Origin of the sequence: Algiphilus sp. (assembly GCF_965216485.1) — a bacterium.
GTDB lineage: Bacteria > Pseudomonadota > Gammaproteobacteria > Nevskiales > Nevskiaceae > Algiphilus.
The window spans coordinates 3143815-3160455 of record NZ_OZ244162.1 but is presented as its reverse complement, the minus strand read 5'-3'; the positions used below and the strand labels follow the sequence as shown (position 1 = coordinate 3160455).

Genomic DNA, 16641 nt, shown 5'->3' with positions numbered 1-16641 from the left:
TCACAAATGAAAAGCCATTCGCTGAGAGGGGGCTTCGGGCGCCGCCTTGCTGCGCCGGTCACTGCGCTGCTGGTATCCGCAGCGTACATGTCCACCGCATCCGCGGCGGGGGTGACCCAGAAGATGATCGACAACGATCTCAACACGGTTGATGACGTCGTCGCTTACCACATGGACCCCAAAGGCACGCGGTACAGCAAGCTGGACACCATCAATCGCGACAACGTCCAGTACATGACGCCGGCCTGGGCGTTTTCCTTCGGTGACGAGTTGCAGCGCGGCCAGGAAAGTCAGCCGCTGGTGCACGATGGTGTCATCTACGTCACTGGTTCCTACTCCCGCCTGTGGGCGCTCGACGCCCGCACCGGTCAGCTCAAGTGGTCCTACAAGCACCGTCTGCCCAAGGGCATCAGCCCCTGCTGCGATGTCGTCAATCGTGGCGCTGCGCTGTACAAGGATCTCGTGATCTTCGGTACGCTCGATGCGCAGCTCGTGGCGCTCGACAAGGAGAGTGGCCGTCCCGTGTGGCGCGAGAAGATCGCCGACTACAAGGGCGGCTATTCCTACACCGCCGCCCCGATGATCGCCGGCGACAAGCTCATCACTGGCGTATCCGGTGGTGAATTTGGTGTCGTGGGTCGGATCACGGCCCGCAACCCCGAAACCGGCGAGCTGATCTGGGATCGTCCGGTCATCGCCAATCACGAAGGCACGCTGCCCGGCGGCAAGAAGGACGTCACCAAGGACCGCAAGGGCGGTTCCTGGGAAGGCGAGACCTGGAAGACCGGCGGCGGCGCGACCTGGCTCGGTGGCACCTACGATCCTGAACTCGGTCTGCTCTACATGGGCACCGGCAACCCCGCGCCATGGAACGCCTACGCGCGCCCCGGCGACAACCTCTACACCACCTCGCGTCTGGCCATCGATATTGAAACTGGCAAGATCAAGTGGCACTACCAGACCACGCCGAACGACCACTGGGACTTCGATGGCGTGAACGAAGTGGTGCTCTTCGACATGGAGCACAAGGGCAAGAAGGTCAAGGCGGCCGGTACGGCAGACCGCAATGGCTTCTTCTACGTGCTGAACCGCGAGAACGGCGAACTGCTCAATGCCTTCACCTTTGTCGACGAGGTCAGCTGGGCTTCGGGCATCGACATGAAGACCGGCCGTCCGATCGAAACCGGCAACCGCCCGGGTAACCCGGCCGAAATGGAAGGTGACAAGGGTGAGTCCGTGGTGGCGCGTCCCTCCTTCCTCGGCGGCAAGAACTGGAATCACGTTTCCTACAGCCACAGCACGGGCCTGTTCTATATCCCGTCGAACGAGTGGGAGATGGATATCTGGAACGAGCCGATCACCTACCGTCGTGGTTCAGCCTTCCTGGGTGCCGGCTTCACTATCCGCCCGGTCAACGAGGATTACGTCGGCGTGCTGCGCGCCGTTGATCCGAAGACCGGCAAGGAAGTGTGGCGGGCTGAGAACCGGACGCCCCTGTGGAGCAGCGTCATGACGACGGCCGGCGGACTCGTCTTCTACGGCACGCCGGAAGGCTTCGTGAAGGCGGTGGACGACAAGACCGGCAAGGAGCTGTGGAGCTTCAACACCGGCTCCGGCGTGGTCGGCCAGCCCGTGACCTGGAAGATGGACGGTGAGCAGTATGTGTCCATCGTCTCCGGTTGGGGGGGGGCGGTTCCGCTGTGGGGTGGTGATATCGGCCCGCTGGTTCGCGACGTGTCCCAGGGCGGCATGCTCTGGACCTTCAAGCTGAGCAAGATCGCTGCGGAGATCGCTGCAAAGCGCAACAAGACGGAGCTCGCCGCCCAATAAGGGTCGAGCGCTCCAGGCTGCCGCGCCGGCGCACCGCTGCGTCGGCGCGGCATGCCCCTTATTCCTGGGATTACCCCTATTCGGATCGAGATCTACACACCATGTTTCGCACAATCACATCAAGTTTCCTTCTCGCCATCTTTGCCGGTGCCGTCTACGCGCACGGCAATGTGGTGCCCTCCGCCGTGGATGTGGAAGGCTTGCCGCCATTGGAAGAATGGGGCGAAGAGAATCCCTACCGCGACGCCGAGGGCGAAACGCGCGAGAAGATCATCGAGACCGGCCAGCGTGGCTACGGTCAGAACTGCGTCAATTGTCACGGGCTGGAGGCTGTTTCCGGCGGCATCGCACCGGATCTGCGCATGCTGGAGCCTGGTTTCGACGATCAGTACTTCATCACCATGGTGCGCGAAGGCGGCAAGGGCATGCCGTCCTTCGAGGAAATGATGGAACCGGAATCGGTCTGGGCCATCAAAACCTGGCTGGAGACCAAGTATGAAGATGCCATGGCAGAGAAATATGGCAATTGATGCCAATCGCTGGATGCAACGGCTGCTGATCATCTCGGCTGCCTGCTTCAGCGCCTCCGCCGCGGCGGAAGCCGACGAAGGGGTGCTGCGCGTGGCGGTCTACGAGAACTTCGAGCCCTACAGCTGCACGGCGGAGTCTGCCGAAGGGCTGTTCGGCGTCGATGTCGAGATTGCGCAGGCACTGGCCAAGCGGCTCGATCGGCGGGCGGAGGTCTACACCTATGCCGCCGACGACACGATGGACGAGGATCTCGAGCAGCTCGACCCGCCGGGGCTGGACGCCTGGGGGCAACCCATCGAGCGCGCGGTGCCGCATCTGCTGATGCATGTGCCGCAGGATCCGCGTTTCGCCGAGCGCAATTCGGACTACCGTTTCACGGCACCCTACTATTTCGAATCCATGGCGGTGCTCTACGACCGCGAAGGCATGGGCAGTCTGCCGGATCAGGTCGATACGGCCACGCCGTTCCGGGATGCACGTATTGGCGTGGAGCTCTACACCCTGAGCTACACCTTCGCCACCAACGGCTTTTCCGGCCAGCTGCGTGACAACACGCGCAGCTACGACAAGCTTTCCGAAGCCATACAGGGCCTGATTGCGGGTGAGGTGGAGGCGGTATTTGCGCCACGGACCGAGCTGCAGAGCCTGCTCGCCAAGCAGGGCGCGGACGCCAGCCGCTTTGCGATGGCGGAAGTGGTCAATCTGTTTCGTACAGACCGGGTCCGCAGCAGCTGGGATGTCGGCATGAGTCTGCGTGCGGATAACGAAGCTCTGGCCGAGGAGGTGGAAAAGGCCATCCAGGCGATGCGGGACGACGGCACCATCAAGGCCATTTTCGCCAAGTACGGGATCCCCGACGTCGCCCCCATCGGAACCATGCAGGGCGCCGATGGCGAGACCGCTGGAACACCGAGCAAAGGGCGCCTCATGGTCATGAAGCCCAGCGAAGCGGCGACGGCATTGCCGGTCTGTCCCGGCGGCGCAACCGCAGGTCTGTTGTAGTTCAACGATCAGGGCACGGGGCGACAGCGCCTCAGGAGACGGCCCACCATGACAACAAGAAGGCAGTACCGCATGGCAACCGCCCGGGCAATGCTCGCGGCGGTTGCCATGCTTGTCGCGCCATCGCTGCAAGCGGCGCCCGATGATCCGCTGAAGTCGCCGAGCTGGAGCGTGATGGAATCGCGCATCCTGGAAGGGCGGGACTATGTCTTCGACGACCGTGTGTCGGTGACGGTGCCGGCAGTGGCCGAGGATTCCACCCGCGTACCGGTCTTTGCCTCCGCCGAAGGCTTTGAAGCCATTCAGCGCATGGTGATCTTTGTTGATCTGAACCCGATCACCAGCGCGGCGGTGCTGACGCCCGCCACGCCCATGGGGCACATGGCCCTTGGCCTGGAGGTCAAGGTGCAGCAGGCAACGCCGGTGCGTGCCGCGGTGCTGGACAAGGATGGGATCTGGCACATCGGCGGGGGCTGGGTATCAGCGGCCGGTGGCGGTTGCACGGCGCCGAGTATCGCCAGCGCGCGCCCGGATTGGCGCGAACGTCTTGGCCAGGCCGGTGGACGTCTATGGACCGGCGAAAAAGGCGAAGCACGTCGCCTGAGCTTCACGGTAAGGCACCCGATGGATGCCGGCTTTGTCGCGGGGTTGCCGGAGTTGTATCTGGACGAGACCGTGATATCGGAGGCAAGCGGCGCCACTCTGTTCACGCTGCGTACCCTTGCATCGGTGTCCGAGGATCCCAACTTCACGCTACGCTTGCCGCCCGGCACGGGCGACATTCTCATCCGCGGGCGCGACAACAATGCCAACCGCATAGCCTTGCGGGTGCCCTCCGATGTGTAGCCGCTTGTATGCCTGGTTGGCACTGAGCTGCGCGACCGTGCTGATGCTCGCCTGGGGTTTCTCTGGGCCGTCCCATGCCGGGGAAATGACGCTCGACTATCAGCTCTCGCCGCGTCAGATTGCCCCAGGCGTGTGGATCTTCGAAGGCAGCGATGGCGACTTCAACCGGAGCAACGGCGGCAACATCCTGAATACCGGATTCATCGAGACCGATGAAGGCGCTGTCGTCATCGATCCCGGCCCCACTCGGGCGTACGGTACGCAGATGCGGGCGGCCATTGCCCAAGTCAGCGACAAGGGCATTGCGCGGGTCTACATCACGCACCGCCATCCGGATCATGTGGTGGGGGCGCAGTCCTTTGGAGCCGCGCCCGTCTATGCGCTGCCGCAGACCCGGGCCGCTTTGGCCGCTGACGGGGAGGCGCTGCTGGACGGGTTGTTCCGACTGCTCGGCGACTGGATGCGCGACAGCCAGGCGGTCGTACCCCAGCACGATGCCGTCCCGGGCGACGTGCGCATCGGGGGACGGAGGCTACGTCTCATCGCCTGGGGTGGGCACAGCGGCGAGGTTGCCAGCGATCTCGCCATTCTCGATGAGCAGACGGGCGTCCTGTTTGCCGGCGATCTGGTCTTCAATGGACGCGCGCCCACCACGCCGCACGCGGATCTTGCCGTCTGGCGGGACGCCCTTGACGCTATCCTCGCGTTGGGGCCCGATCAGATCGTCCCGGGGCACGGCAGTGCCCCCACAAGCTTGCAGGCAGTGGAAGAGACGCGGGAATGGCTGATATGGCTGGAGACGCATCTTCGCGACGCTGCCCAGCGTGGCGTCAGTATCGGTGAGGCACTTCGGCTGCCGATTGATGACCGTTTTTCGGACTGGTCACTTGCGCGGCATGAATATGTGCGCTCAGTGAACCACCTGTACCCGGCTTACCGGGACGCCGTCCTGCACTGGAATACGGAGACCGCCTCGCAGCCCTGACCCGCCGCCTGGATTCGGGTCTGGCTGGGCTGCGCATTGTCCTTGCGTTGTATTCGCGCTGCCTAAGGGCTTTGCGGGCTTCATCGTCGGGCGGCGCCGTAGATGGCCGGATACTGCCCCGAGGTGCGGTCGATGCAGGGGCGATGCAGGCGCGATGTAGAGGCAATGCAGGGTGCAGCGCGCCCCATCCTGCCAGCGGCGCGGCGGCCATGCGGTCCGCACACGGGGCTGGAGGTGGAAGACGAAGGCGCTCAGGCGCCCTGCGAGAACAGGACCTCGGCTTCTTCGTCAGAGAACAGGCGCGAACGCACCAGAAAGCGCTTGCCGGTGCCATTGTCGAGCGAAAACATACCGCCCTGGCCCTGGACAATATCGATGATCAGCTGCGTATGCTTCCAGTACTCGAACTGCGGCTTGCTGATGTAGAAGGGTACCCCGGCAATGGTTCCCAGGAAGACATCCTGATCGCCCACGATGAAGTCGTTCTGCATGTAGCACATTGGCGAGGAGCCATCGCAGCAGCCGCCGGATTGGTGAAACAGGATGTCGCCATACTGTCGCCGCAATTGCTCGATGAAGGCAGCAGCCTCGTCGGTGACCGTCACGCGCGCGGGCAAAGTGGCTGTCGTTGTCATTGGTTGTCTCCTATTTGCAGCAGCAGAAAAAGCCCGCGCGGTGTCCCGCGCGGGCCAAGCTTCAAGCATACCGCCAGGATTGACGGTACGTTGGGGGGTGCTCCGTTGATTAGAAGAAGCCCAGCTTGCTCTCGTCATAGCTGACAAGCATGTTCTTCGTCTGCTGGTAGTGCTCGAGCATCATCTTGTGATTCTCGCGGCCGATGCCGGACTGCTTGTAGCCACCGAAGGCGGCGTGCGCCGGATAGGCGTGGTAGCAGTTGGTCCAGACGCGGCCGGCCTGGATGCCGCGCCCCATGCGGTAGCAGATGTTGGCGTCACGCGACCAGACACCGGCACCAAGGCCGTAGAGCGTGTCGTTGGCGATTTCGAGGGCCTCGGCTTCGTCCTTGAAGGTGGTGACCGAAACGACCGGACCAAAGATTTCTTCCTGGAAGATGCGCATCTTGTTGTGGCCGCGGAAGACGGTCGGCTTGACGTAGTAGCCGTTGGCGTAGTCGCCGCTGAGCTCGGCCCGCTCACCACCGATGAGGCACTCGGCGCCTTCCTGCTTGCCGATATCGATGTAGCTCAGGATCTTCTCCATCTGCTCACTGGAGGCCTGGGCACCCATCATCGTATCCATGGAGAGCGGGTTCTCCATCTTGATGGCTTCGACGCGCTTGAGGGCACGCTCCATGAAGCGGTCGTAGATGGACTCCTGGATCAGGGCACGGCTCGGGCAGGTGCAGACTTCACCTTGGTTGAGGGCGAACAGCACGAAGCCTTCGATGGCCTTGTCGAAGAAGGCGTCGTCTTCGCGCATGACGTCGGCGAAGAACACGTTCGGCGACTTGCCGCCCAGCTCCAGCGTCACCGGAATCAGGTTCTGCGCGGCGTACTGCATGATCAGACGGCCCGTGGTGGTCTCACCGGTGAAGGCGGCCTTGGCGATACGCGGGCTGGACGCCAGCGGCTTGCCGGCCTCGAGGCCGAAGCCATTGACGATATTGATCACGCCCGGCGGGACCAGATCACCGATCAAGTCCATGAAGTGCATGATGCTGGCCGGGGTCTGTTCGGCCGGCTTCATCACCACGCAGTTGCCGGCAGCCAGGGCCGGGGCCAGCTTCCACACCGCCATCAGCAGCGGGAAGTTCCAGGGGATGATCTGACCGACAACGCCCAGCGGCTCATGAAAATGGTAGGCGATGGTCTTTTCGTCGATAACGCTGATCGAGCCTTCCTGCGCGCGTACGGCGCCGGCGAAGTAACGGAAGTGGTCGATGGCCAGCGGCACGTCGGCGGCCGTGGACTCACGGATGGCCTTGCCGTTGTCCCAGGTTTCGGCCTGCGCCAGCGCTTCCAGATTCTCTTCCATGCGCTGGGCAACGGCGTTGAGAATGTTGGCGCGCTCGGCCGGGCTGGTGTTGGCCCAGCCGGCCTTGGCGGCGTGGGCGGCATCCAGGGCCTTTTCCACGTCATCGGCGTTGGAGCGCGCGATTTCGCAAATCTTGCCGCCGGTCAGCGGCGAGTGATTGTCAAAGTACTGGCCCGAAGCGGGCGGGACCCATTGGCCGCCGATGAAGTTGTCATAGCGGTCGCGAAAGGGCGTCTTGGCGGGTGTCGTTACTGCTTGCGGCTGGTTCATGCATGTCTCCTCTGCATTTGGTACGGGGAATCGCCCCCTCTTCAAAGCATCGGACGTGCCAGCCCTGACGCATGTCGCACAACAAGGCTCAGATCGTTGAATCTACGCGGGAAATGGCCCCGTGATCCCTTGCACCTCATCGGGGCGTTGCGTGCCGTTGATCGGCGGGCGGGCTGATGGACGTGACAGTGCGTTCGAGTGGCGTGACACTGCCATCGCTGCGCGCCCGCTAATCGCCGCGCTTGCCCCCACCCAGGGAGCCCTCGGCGATGGCGAGTACATCGATGGTCGCAGCCTTGGCAAGTTTCGGGTCTTCAAGCCGCCGGTTGACCTGACGCACGATATTGTCCGTCACCGCGAGCACCAGCGGGTTGACCTTGTCCAGGATCTTGGTCGGCAGCCGGCGCAATTCCCTGGGTAGACGGGTTTCCACGGTGACATTGCGGCTGCGGAGTTTGCGCGGTTCCAGCTTGATCGTCAGTGGCGCGAAGGTGCGCACATCGATTTCGATCCGGATCTCGACTTCCATCGGCAGCGCCACGGTCATGCTCATCACGCGCAGCTTCAGCGTCAGCAGCCCACCGACCAGCAGGGTGAAACCGACTTCGGCTTCGTCGCTGACCCGGCGCTCGATGTCCATTTCATTGGGTGCGAAGCGATAGGACGCCACCAGCAGGTCATTGGGCAGGGCATCGGCCGAACCCTCGATGGTGGCTTGCAGCGCTTCCTCCAGCTCGCCCTTGAGGCGGGGCACCGTCACCAGATAACGGATGAAGTGCTCGCCGAAGGTCTGGTAAGAGATTTCCTCTCCGGCGGCCGGCTCGTCGATCGATTCGATATCCAGGTGATCTTGGGGATCGTCGGTGCTCATGCCTGTTTCCGTGTTGTCTTTCTACTTGGTTGTACACCACCGGCGATGGCCTCGCTGCGCTCCCAGAGCCATTCACCCAGTGCCTCGTCCCGTGACGCCGGCGAGGAAAGCGCTTGCTTCCGCCGCACGAAGTAGCCGCCGCGCTGTTCCGCCTTGTCGTCTCCCAGTATCAACCAGCTTCCGGTATCGGCGCCACGCGCCGGAGAGATCAGGGCACGTCCGACGAAGGCGCGCGCCACCGCCGGTAGCTCACGCCAGATACCGGTCGCCACTGCACCGGGATGGAAGGCGTTCACGATCACTGGCTTGTCCTGCATGCGACGCGCCAGCGTGCGCGCATAGAGCAGGTTGGCGAGCTTGGCCTGACCGTAGGCCGTGGCCGCGCTGAAGTGACCGTCGGCATCGAAGAAGCGTGCCTCGTTCAGTCGGCCCAGCCAATGCGCCACCGAACTGGTGACCACCACGCGGGCTTCCGGCTGCTGCTCGATGCCGGGCAGCAGATGCTGCATCAGCCGGAAGTGACCAAAGTGCATGGTACCGATCATCGCCTCCAGTCCATTGTCCAGTGTGCGCAGCTTGGGCGTGAAGCTGCCGGCATTGAGGATGACGCGGGAGAGTGCGGGTAGCGTATCGCCTACGGTGTGCGCGAACGCGTCGATGGCTGCGAAGTTCCCGAGATCGAGCGTGAGCGCATGAACCTGGGCGCCGGGCACGCTGGCCCGCAGTTCCTCCGCGGCCCCCTCTGTCTTCAGGGGATCACGGCCGGTGATGGCCACTTCGTGGCCGCGGCGCAGACATTGCCGGGCCATCTCAAGCCCGATGCCACTGCTGCCGCCAGTGATGAGTATCTGAGCCATGCTTTTTACGGCCTTGCAATCGATGAAGGCAGCACGGTAGCAAAATCGAGCGGCACTCCGGGTCGGATGCCTCCATGTTGCAGCCTGCGTGCAGTCCTGGCAGCCGCGGCCGTAGGCTGCAGTTCCATCGATGTCTGGAGCGCAGGATGCATACGATTCATCGGAACGGGTGGCGCTGTCTGCTTGCAGCCGGTTGTCTCTGGGTCGGTGTTGCCCATGCCGGTGTGGACACCCAGGCCTATAGCGCCTACGCGGCCTACAAGTCCGGCAATTATGAGGAGGCGCGGCGCCTGTGGAGCGCCGCTGCCGAGCGCGGCAGTACCGATGCCATGATCAATCTCGCCAATCTGTACGTTCAAGGGCAGGGTGTTGCGCGCGATCTGGTGGCGGCCGCTGCCTGGTATCGGCGTGCCGCGGAAGCGGGCGACCCGGTCGCGCAGGTCCATCTCGGCGAAGCCTACGAGGCGGGGTCTGGAGTGGCGCGCGACAACCAAGCGGCTGCGCGCTGGTTCCGCGAGGCGGCCGCGCAGGGCGATGCCCAGGGGGCCTTCAACCTTGGCGTGATGCTGGCAACCGACTTTGGCGCCGGTCTGGAGCACAGCAGCCATGCGCAGCGCGTGGCCGCCCTGGAGTGGCTCGCGCAGGCGGCCGAAGCCGGCCACCGTGAGGCGCGGACGCTGCATCGCAGTTTGCAAAGCCTGATGGATGCGGACTCGCGCTAGGCGCCTTCCCTTGCGGTATTGACGCTTTCCTGGCCGGCAGCCGGCCAGGGACGGGGCGTGCACAGAGGACGGCGAGCGTGCGAGCGAGTTGCCGCGATTCCGGCTACATTGCGCGCTCGCAGGGATAAGCGGGTGCCGCATGCTTGAGACAGCTTGGGCGGAATTCCAGGCCAACCTTTGGTTCTACCTCTCGATGCCCTTCGTGGCGGGAGCCATCGGCTACGTCACCAACGTCATCGCCATCAAGATGATGTTCAACCCGATCGAGTTCATCGGTATCAAGGAACCGTGGCTCGGCTGGCAAGGCATCGTGCCGCGCAAGTGCGCCAAGATGGCGCGAATCGCCTGCGACACCATGGTGCCGCGACTGATCACTGAGAAGGAGATCTTCCAGCGACTGAATCCGACGGAAGTCGCCAAGATCATGGGGCCGCCCGATCCCGAACGTCTCCGCGCTCTGGTCGACGACATCATGAACGAGCACGACCCGGAGCTGTGGGCGGTGCTGCCGGAGCGGGTCAAGCGGATGGCCATCAACCGGGTGCGGGTGGACAACGAGGCCGTGGTGACCCGCATCCTGGACGGCATGGTCGAGGAAATCGACAAGGTCTTCGACCTCAAGGAGATGGTCGTCGAGGCCCTGATGCGGGACAAGGCACTGATCAACCGCATCTTTCTCGAAACAGGGCGTGCGGAGTTCCGCTTCATCGGGCATTCCGGCTTCTACTTCGGTTTCCTGTTCGGCCTCTTTCAGATGGTGGGCTGGGTCTTCTTCAAGACCGACTGGCAGTTGCCGGCCTTTGGTCTGATCGTGGGCTATCTGACGAATTTCCTCGCGCTGAAGATGATCTTCCGGCCTCAGCAACCCAAGAAGTTCGGCCCCTTGACCATCCAGGGTTTGTTCCACAAGCGGCAGAACGAGGTGGCGCGCGATTACTCCCGCCTGATCGCGGACGAGGTGGTGAATCCCTCCAACATCGCGGAAGCCGTACTGAAGGGGCCACGACGCGACTACGCCGCCAATATCGTGGCGCGTTTCATTCGCGACGAGGTCGATGGCCAGCTCGGCGTAGCCAAGCCCGCGGTGCGCGCCGCCATGGGACGTGGGCGCTTCGAAGCGGCGCAGGCGGCCGCCGCCAATTACACCATCCAGCGGCTGCCGGAGCTGATTGAGCCCATCGATGCCTACGCCAAGGAAGCGATGAACCTGGGCGAAACGCTGAGCAGCCGCCTGGCCTCGCTGCCGTCGGATGAGTTCGAGGGCATGCTGCGGCCGGCGTTCCAGGAGGACGAGTGGATTCTGATTGCCGTCGGGGCTGCGCTGGGCTTCCTGGTGGGTCTCGGCCAGCTCGTTGTCTTCAAGCTGGTCGCGGTCTGAGCATGTCGGCTAGGAAGACGAGGGTGGCTTCTCGTCGCGGCGGTGCTGTTCGTGCCGTCGGCGTGCCGTGGCTTCCTCGCTGTCGTCCTGCCGGCGCTGCGCGCCACTGCGCCCGTACCGCAGGCGGTTGGCTTCCGCGCGGCGCTCCTTTTCGGCGCGTGCCTTGCGCTTTCTCGCCTTGTTGAGGTTGATCGTCTCTGCCATGCCTGCTCGTCTCTGTCTGTGCTGCCCGCGGTATGCACGGAGCTTCGCATCACCCCCATTGCATCCTGCCGCTACTGTATGTCCATGACCATCTTCGAATCCATCATCCGCGGCGACATGCCCGCCAGCTTCGTGCACGACGACGCCCAGTGCGTGGCCTTCATGGATATCCGACCGATCACGCGCGGTCATGTGCTGGTGGTGCCCCGACAGGCCGAGCAGACCTTGGCAGGACTCAGCACAGCCACGCGGCAACATCTGTGGGAACTGGCACACGCCATCGGATTGGCGCAGCAGCAGGCACTCGGCAGTCGGGCGCAGCATCTGCTGATCAATGACGGGCGCGCTGCCAGCCAGACCGTGCCGCATGTGCATATCCACGTCATTCCGCGCTATGGGCGCGACAATCTCTACACGCTGGGTCGCATCGGCTGGCACATCACCACGCTGGCGCTGCCGTACCGCGAGCGCGCGTCGCAGCGGCGCAAGCTGGATGCGCTGGCCGCGGAGATTGCCGGCGCACTGGACGCGCCACAGCCGGTGCCCGAGTCCGCCTAGGGGTCGGGCACGTAGATCGTGCCTTCTAGAAAGGTGACCGCGGTCCCGCCGAGCTGCACGCGCGTGTCACCGACCCGGCACTGCACCCGCCCGCCGCGCTGCGAGCGTTGCTCGCCCAGCAGCTTGTCCTTGCCGAGGCGTTCCCGCCAGTATGGTCCCAGGGTGCAATGCGCCGATCCGGTCACCGGGTCCTCGGCGATGCCGTAGCGCGGGGCAAAGAAACGACTGACGAAATCGACCGGCGCCTCGCCGGGTGCGGTAACGATCACGCCGCGCAGATCGAGTTGCTGCAGCAGGCTGAGATCCGGCGACAGGGCATCGACTGCCGCAGCGTTGTCGAGCACCACCATCCAGTCACTGGCCGCCAGCACGGCGTGGGGCTCCTGTCCGATGGCCTGCAGCAACGCCACCGGGGCGACAGCGGGCGTGGCGGGCTGCGCCGGAAAATCCATCCATAGCCGTTCTTGCTCGCGTTGCACGTGCAGCACGCCGCTGCGCGTTCGAAAGCGCAGTCGCTGCGATGTGCAACCCAGATGCGTGAACAGCACGTGTGCCGTGGCCAGGGTGGCGTGGCCGCAGAGGTCGACCTCGTGCGTCGGCGTGAACCAGCGCAGACCGTAGTCGTCACCCTCGGGTACGAAGAAGGCGGTCTCGGAAAGCTGGTTCTCGTGGGCAATGGCCTGCAGCAGGGCATCGTTGGGCCAGTCGGGCATCGGCACCACGGCTGCCGGGTTGCCTGCAAAGACCCGCTCGGCAAAGGCGTCGACCTGGAATTGCGTGTATTGCATGGCATGGGCCGCCTTCGACAGGCGACAGCGTCACTTGAGATGACGACAGCCTAGAGGCAGCCTTGAGGAACGTCTACATGAGGAACTGCGTATGCGACGCGTCTCTGGCATAGCGGCGGTGGCCTTCGCCGCCGGCGTCATTCTTGCCGCCTGCGGTGGTGGTCAAGAGTCGTGGCAGAGCACCACGGTCACGGCGACGGCCTACAACACCACCGAGGCACAGACCAAAAAGGGCAATGTCGGACTGGCTGCCTGGGGCGACCAGCTTGTCCCCGGCATGCGGGCCATTGCCGTTTCGCGCGATTTGATTGAGAAAGGTCTGCGTCACAACACCGAAGTGAAGATCGAAGGCCTGCCCGGCACCTGGATCGTGCGCGACAAGATGAACAAGCGCTGGCAGAACAAGATCGACATCTTCATGGGCCTCGACGAAGCAGCCGCCCGTGAATGGGGCAAGCGGCAGGTCACCATTCGCTGGAAACCAGTGGAGTAACCGCAGGCGCTGCTTGCCCGATGCCACGCTGACTGCGACACGTTGCTGCAAGTCAGCGTGGCAGTGGCCTCATGGCGTGCGAATGACCAGATTGCGAATCTCGGTCATGTCCTCCATCGCAAAACGCACCCCTTCGCGTCCAATGCCGCTGTCCTTGATGCCGCCGTAGGGCATGTTGTCGGCGCGCCAGGAGGGCACGTCGCCGATGACCACGCCGCCCACCTCCAGGCGATCCCAGGCTTCAAGCATGCAGTAGAGGTCGCGCGTGAAGATGCCGGCCTGCAGCCCGAAGACGCTGTCGTTGACTTCCTCCAACGCCGCACTGAAGTCGTCGAAACGGCTCAGCACCGCGACCGGGCCAAAGGCTTCCTCGACGCAGATCGGCTGATCGCGTGGCACGTCCTCCAGCAGGGTGGCGGAAAGCATGGCGCCATCGCGCACGCCGCCACACAGCTTGCGTCCGCCGGCATCCACGGCCTGGGTGATCCAGTCTTCCAGGCGCTCGGCCTCCTTCGCGGAGATCAAGGGGCCGACGAAGGTGTTTTCGTCGCTGGGGTCTCCCGCCACCAGTTGTTCGGTGGCTGCCACCAGCTTGTCGCGGAAGCGAACGTAGACGTCGCTGTGCACGATAATGCGCTGTACGCCAATGCAACTCTGGCCGGATTGATAGAAGGCGCCGAAGACGATGCGCGCCACGGCGTCGTCGAGATCGGCATCCCGGTGCACCACCACGGCGGCATTGCCGCCCAGCTCGAGCACCACCTTCTTCTTGCCGGCGCGGGCCTTGAGGTCCCAGCCCACTTCGGGGGAGCCGGTAAAGGACAGCAGCTTCAGGCGCTCGTCGGTGGTGAACAGCTCGGCGCCGTCGCGCCGACAGGGCAGCACCGAGAATGCTCCGGCAGGCAGGTCGGTTTCCGCCAGGGTCTCGGCGATGATCAGGGCGCCGATGGGCGTCAGGCTGGCCGGCTTGAGCACGAAGGGACAGCCGGCGGCAATCGCCGGGGCCACCTTGTGCGCCGCCAGGTTGAGGGGGAAATTGAAGGGCGAGATGAAGGAGCAGGCGCCGATCGGAACGCGCTTGTACTGGCCGCGATAGCCCTTGCTGCGCGGGCCCGTCTCCAGATTCATCACGGTGCCTTCCATGCGCACGGCTTCTTCGGCTGCCATACGGAAGGTGTCGATCAGGCGCGTCACCTCGCCGCGGCTGTCCTTGATCGGCTTGCCGGCTTCGACGCACAGCGCCTGGGCCAGCTCCTCGGCGCGTTCGGTGAAGCGTTGCACGCAATGCTGCAACACTTTCTGTCGCTCGAAAGGCGGCAGGGTGCGCATATCGTCCGTGGCGGCGTCGGCGGCGGCGATGGCGCGGTCAATGGTGGAAGCATCGGCCAGCGCGACACGGGTGGCCACCGTGCCATGGTACTTGTCGAAGACCTCGAGATCGGCGTTCGGTTGTTCGGGACGGTTGGCGACGTAGAAGGGGTACTGCTTTGCCAGCATGGGGGTCTCCTTGGTCCGAAAAGAAGGGCGCGGATCAGCCTTGCGCGGCTTGCAAAGCGCGACTGCGTTCGGGAATCTCCCGATTCAGTACGCGGTCGTTGTCACTGTAATCAACGGGTACGTCCACCAGATGGACGCCGCCGCTGGCCAGGCACTGCTTGAGCAGCGGTACCAGTTGTTCGGTGGCAGAGAGACGGTGGCCATGGGCGCCGTAGCTCTGGGCGTAGGCCACGAAGTCGGGATTGCCGAAATCCAGGCCGAAGTCGGTTAGCCCCATGTGCTGCTGCTTCCACTTGATCATGCCGTAGGCCGAATCGTTGAGGATGACGACGACAAGGTCGAGGCCGAGGCGCACCGCCGTCTCCAGCTCCTGCGAGTTCATCATAAAACCGCCGTCGCCACAGATCGCCATGACGGGCTTGTCCGGGTGCACCAGCTTCGCGGCCATGGCCGAGGGCAGGCCCGCACCCATGCTGGCCAGGGCATTGTCGAGCAGCACGCTGTTGGGCACAGCCGCGTTGTAGTTGCGCGCGAACCAGATCTTGTAGACGCCGTTGTCGAGGGCGATGACGCTGTCGCTGGGCATGACCCTTCGGATGTCTGCCACCAGGCGCGCCGGTGTGACCGGGAAGCGGGCGTCGAAAATGCCTTCTTCCTGATGCGCGTGCATGGCGGCGCAGACGCTGTGCATGAAGTCGAAGTCCCAATTTGGCTGGCGGGACAGCGCCTCGTTCATCTGCCACATGGCGTTGGCGATGTCGCCCACCACTTCCACCTGCGGGAAATAGACCGGGTCCACCTCGGCCGAGGCGTAATTGATGTGGATGACCTTGCGCGCGCCGGTCTTCATCACGAAGGGCGGTTTCTCGACCACGTCATGGCCAACATTGACGATGCAGTCCGACTGCTCGATGGCGCGATGCGGAAAATCGCCATCGGAGACCGCCGCATTGCCCAGGCACAGAGGGTGATTCTCATCGACCACGCCCTTGCCCATCTGGGTGGTGATGAAGGGGATGCCCTGGCGGTCGACGAAGGCGCGCAGCATGCGTGCGCAGCGCTTGCGGTTGGCGCCGGCGCCAATGACCAGCAGCGGATGCCGGGCGGCGCTGAGCAGGGCGACTGCACGGCTGATGGCCTTGTGCTCGGCCACGGGGCGGCGTACTTCGCTGGCCGGAATCGGTTGCTCGTCGACATCCTCGGCGGCGATGTCCTCGGGCAGCTCCAGATGGGTGGCGCCAGGACGTTCCTCGTCCGCCTGCCGGAAGGCTTCACGTACCCGGGCTGGAATGCTCGGGCCGCTCACGATCTGACAGGTGGACTTGGTGATGGGGGTCATCATGTCCACCACGTCGATGATCTGGAACTGCCCCTGCTTGCTGCGCTTGATCGGTTTCTGGCCGGTGATCATCACCATGGGCATGGCGCCGAGCTGGGCGTAGGCAGCCGCGGTGACCAGATTGGTGGCGCCCGGGCCAAGGGTGGACAAGCAGACCCCGGCCTTGCCCGTCAGCCGGCCATAGGTGGCGGCCATGAAGCCGGCAGCCTGTTCGTGGCGGGTGAGGATCAACTTGATACGCGAATGCGCCAGTGATTCCAGCAGATCGAGGTTCTCCTCGCCCGGAATCCCGAAGACGAATTCGACCCCCTCCGTTTCCAGGCACCGCACCATCAGATCGGATGCTTTCACGTGACCCCCCCCTTGCTCGTCGACCCAGGCCATCATGCCCCAGTTTGTGCGCGCGGGGGGCGGTGATCCGTGCCGCGTTGGTGCGGGCACAGAGGATGGGGCGGTTTGCCAGCGGCTGTCGCCC

The 16641-nt window shown here is 64.1% G+C and carries 17 protein-coding genes; 9 read left to right on the top strand and 8 right to left on the bottom strand.

From position 1 onward, the window contains the following. Positions 1 to 6 precede the first annotated feature (6 nt). The 5 genes from ACOOFO_RS14625 to ACOOFO_RS14605 all read left to right on the top strand — a co-directional run bounded on the left by ACOOFO_RS14625 (position 7) and on the right by ACOOFO_RS14605 (position 5194). The gene (locus ACOOFO_RS14625) at positions 7 to 1830 is read left to right on the top strand and encodes a PQQ-dependent methanol/ethanol family dehydrogenase (protein ID WP_420427485.1); all 1824 of its coding nucleotides are present in this window, start codon (positions 7 to 9) and stop codon (positions 1828 to 1830) included. A 101-nt stretch (positions 1831 to 1931) separates the two neighbouring features. After that, positions 1932 to 2360, top strand: a complete 429-nt coding sequence (pedF, locus tag ACOOFO_RS14620; protein ID WP_420427484.1) for a cytochrome c-550 PedF — start codon at positions 1932 to 1934, stop codon at positions 2358 to 2360. After that, entirely contained in the window at positions 2350 to 3363 is a 1014-nt protein-coding gene (locus tag ACOOFO_RS14615; protein ID WP_420427483.1) for a substrate-binding periplasmic protein, read from the top strand. Before pedF ends, ACOOFO_RS14615 begins: the two co-directional genes overlap by 11 nt. Before the next feature lie 72 nt (positions 3364 to 3435). Beyond that, positions 3436 to 4209 carry a quinoprotein dehydrogenase-associated SoxYZ-like carrier gene (locus ACOOFO_RS14610; protein ID WP_420427482.1) on the top strand — a complete coding sequence of 258 codons (774 nt, stop codon included), beginning with the start codon at positions 3436 to 3438 and terminating at the stop codon, positions 4207 to 4209. After that, positions 4202 to 5194, top strand: a complete 993-nt coding sequence (locus tag ACOOFO_RS14605) for a quinoprotein relay system zinc metallohydrolase 1 (protein ID WP_420427481.1) — start codon at positions 4202 to 4204, stop codon at positions 5192 to 5194. Before ACOOFO_RS14610 ends, ACOOFO_RS14605 begins: the two co-directional genes overlap by 8 nt. A gap of 251 nt (positions 5195 to 5445) precedes the next feature. Here the strand turns inward: ACOOFO_RS14605 and ACOOFO_RS14600 are convergent, their stop codons facing one another. From ACOOFO_RS14600 to ACOOFO_RS14585, 4 genes are all read right to left on the bottom strand, one after another. Further along, positions 5446 to 5829: a DUF779 domain-containing protein gene (locus ACOOFO_RS14600; RefSeq protein ID WP_420427480.1), complete on the bottom strand. Its 384-nt coding sequence runs from the start codon at positions 5827 to 5829 to the stop codon at positions 5446 to 5448. Between the two features lie 109 nt (positions 5830 to 5938). Then, positions 5939 to 7459, bottom strand: a complete 1521-nt coding sequence (gene adh, locus ACOOFO_RS14595) for an aldehyde dehydrogenase (RefSeq protein ID WP_420427479.1) — start codon at positions 7457 to 7459, stop codon at positions 5939 to 5941. Between the two features lie 229 nt (positions 7460 to 7688). After that, on the bottom strand, positions 7689 to 8330 hold the full coding sequence (locus ACOOFO_RS14590; protein WP_420427478.1) for a hypothetical protein: 642 nt from the start codon (positions 8328 to 8330) through the stop codon (positions 7689 to 7691). Continuing rightward, entirely contained in the window at positions 8327 to 9187 is an 861-nt protein-coding gene (locus ACOOFO_RS14585; RefSeq protein ID WP_420427477.1) for an SDR family NAD(P)-dependent oxidoreductase, read from the bottom strand. The genes ACOOFO_RS14590 and ACOOFO_RS14585 overlap by 4 nt, the downstream gene beginning before the upstream one ends. A gap of 146 nt (positions 9188 to 9333) precedes the next feature. On the opposite strand from ACOOFO_RS14585, the gene ACOOFO_RS14580 reads away from it, so the two are divergent. Together ACOOFO_RS14580 and ACOOFO_RS14575 are read left to right on the top strand one after the other, a co-directional pair. Next, positions 9334 to 9909, top strand: a complete 576-nt coding sequence (locus ACOOFO_RS14580) for a tetratricopeptide repeat protein (RefSeq protein WP_420427476.1) — start codon at positions 9334 to 9336, stop codon at positions 9907 to 9909. Positions 9910 to 10048: 139 nt separating this feature from the next. Continuing rightward, entirely contained in the window at positions 10049 to 11287 is a 1239-nt protein-coding gene (locus tag ACOOFO_RS14575) for a DUF445 domain-containing protein (RefSeq protein WP_420427475.1), read from the top strand. Positions 11288 to 11296: 9 nt separating this feature from the next. Here ACOOFO_RS14575 and ACOOFO_RS14570 read toward each other — a convergent pair whose 3' ends face one another. Then, positions 11297 to 11491, bottom strand: a complete 195-nt coding sequence (locus tag ACOOFO_RS14570; RefSeq protein ID WP_420427474.1) for a DUF4169 family protein — start codon at positions 11489 to 11491, stop codon at positions 11297 to 11299. A gap of 78 nt (positions 11492 to 11569) precedes the next feature. Between ACOOFO_RS14570 and ACOOFO_RS14565 the strand changes: the two genes are divergently transcribed. Next, entirely contained in the window at positions 11570 to 12049 is a 480-nt protein-coding gene (locus tag ACOOFO_RS14565; RefSeq protein ID WP_420427473.1) for an HIT family protein, read from the top strand. Here the strand turns inward: ACOOFO_RS14565 and ACOOFO_RS14560 are convergent. After that, positions 12046 to 12837: a PhzF family phenazine biosynthesis protein gene (locus ACOOFO_RS14560; protein WP_420427472.1), complete on the bottom strand. Its 792-nt coding sequence runs from the start codon at positions 12835 to 12837 to the stop codon at positions 12046 to 12048. The two genes, ACOOFO_RS14565 and ACOOFO_RS14560, sit on opposite strands and share 4 nt — an antisense overlap. 91 nt (positions 12838 to 12928) lie before the next feature. Between ACOOFO_RS14560 and ACOOFO_RS14555 the strand changes: the two genes are divergently transcribed. Then, positions 12929 to 13330: a 3D domain-containing protein gene (locus ACOOFO_RS14555; protein WP_420427471.1), complete on the top strand. Its 402-nt coding sequence runs from the start codon at positions 12929 to 12931 to the stop codon at positions 13328 to 13330. Positions 13331 to 13399: 69 nt separating this feature from the next. Here the strand turns inward: ACOOFO_RS14555 and ACOOFO_RS14550 are convergent, their stop codons facing one another. Both ACOOFO_RS14550 and ACOOFO_RS14545 read right to left on the bottom strand, forming a co-directional pair. After that, complete coding sequence (locus ACOOFO_RS14550) at positions 13400 to 14827, bottom strand: aldehyde dehydrogenase family protein (protein ID WP_420427470.1); 1428 nt, start codon at positions 14825 to 14827, stop codon at positions 13400 to 13402. A 34-nt stretch (positions 14828 to 14861) separates the two neighbouring features. Then, on the bottom strand, positions 14862 to 16517 hold the full coding sequence (locus ACOOFO_RS14545; RefSeq protein ID WP_420427469.1) for an acetolactate synthase large subunit: 1656 nt from the start codon (positions 16515 to 16517) through the stop codon (positions 14862 to 14864). Between the last annotated feature and the right edge of the window lie 124 nt (positions 16518 to 16641).

Bases quoted from the DNA above. Each gene is read 5' to 3' on its own strand.
- ACOOFO_RS14570 (WP_420427474.1), bottom strand. From the start codon at position 11,491: ATGGCAGAGACGATCAACCTCAACAAGGCGAGAAAGCGCAAGGCACGC.
- ACOOFO_RS14550 (WP_420427470.1), bottom strand. From the start codon at position 14,827: ATGCTGGCAAAGCAGTACCCCTTCTACGTCGCCAACCGTCCCGAACAA.
- ACOOFO_RS14580 (WP_420427476.1), top strand. From the start codon at position 9,334: ATGCATACGATTCATCGGAACGGGTGGCGCTGTCTGCTTGCAGCCGGT.
- ACOOFO_RS14590 (WP_420427478.1), bottom strand. From the start codon at position 8,330: ATGAGCACCGACGATCCCCAAGATCACCTGGATATCGAATCGATCGAC.
- ACOOFO_RS14615 (WP_420427483.1), top strand. From the start codon at position 2,350: ATGGCAATTGATGCCAATCGCTGGATGCAACGGCTGCTGATCATCTCG.
- ACOOFO_RS14625 (WP_420427485.1), top strand. From the start codon at position 7: ATGAAAAGCCATTCGCTGAGAGGGGGCTTCGGGCGCCGCCTTGCTGCG.
- pedF (WP_420427484.1), top strand. From the start codon at position 1,932: ATGTTTCGCACAATCACATCAAGTTTCCTTCTCGCCATCTTTGCCGGT.
- ACOOFO_RS14585 (WP_420427477.1), bottom strand. From the start codon at position 9,187: ATGGCTCAGATACTCATCACTGGCGGCAGCAGTGGCATCGGGCTTGAG.
- ACOOFO_RS14555 (WP_420427471.1), top strand. From the start codon at position 12,929: ATGCGACGCGTCTCTGGCATAGCGGCGGTGGCCTTCGCCGCCGGCGTC.
- ACOOFO_RS14560 (WP_420427472.1), bottom strand. From the start codon at position 12,837: ATGCAATACACGCAATTCCAGGTCGACGCCTTTGCCGAGCGGGTCTTT.
- ACOOFO_RS14610 (WP_420427482.1), top strand. From the start codon at position 3,436: ATGGCAACCGCCCGGGCAATGCTCGCGGCGGTTGCCATGCTTGTCGCG.
- ACOOFO_RS14575 (WP_420427475.1), top strand. From the start codon at position 10,049: ATGCTTGAGACAGCTTGGGCGGAATTCCAGGCCAACCTTTGGTTCTAC.
- adh (WP_420427479.1), bottom strand. From the start codon at position 7,459: ATGAACCAGCCGCAAGCAGTAACGACACCCGCCAAGACGCCCTTTCGC.
- ACOOFO_RS14605 (WP_420427481.1), top strand. From the start codon at position 4,202: ATGTGTAGCCGCTTGTATGCCTGGTTGGCACTGAGCTGCGCGACCGTG.
- ACOOFO_RS14600 (WP_420427480.1), bottom strand. From the start codon at position 5,829: ATGACAACGACAGCCACTTTGCCCGCGCGCGTGACGGTCACCGACGAG.
- ACOOFO_RS14565 (WP_420427473.1), top strand. From the start codon at position 11,570: ATGTCCATGACCATCTTCGAATCCATCATCCGCGGCGACATGCCCGCC.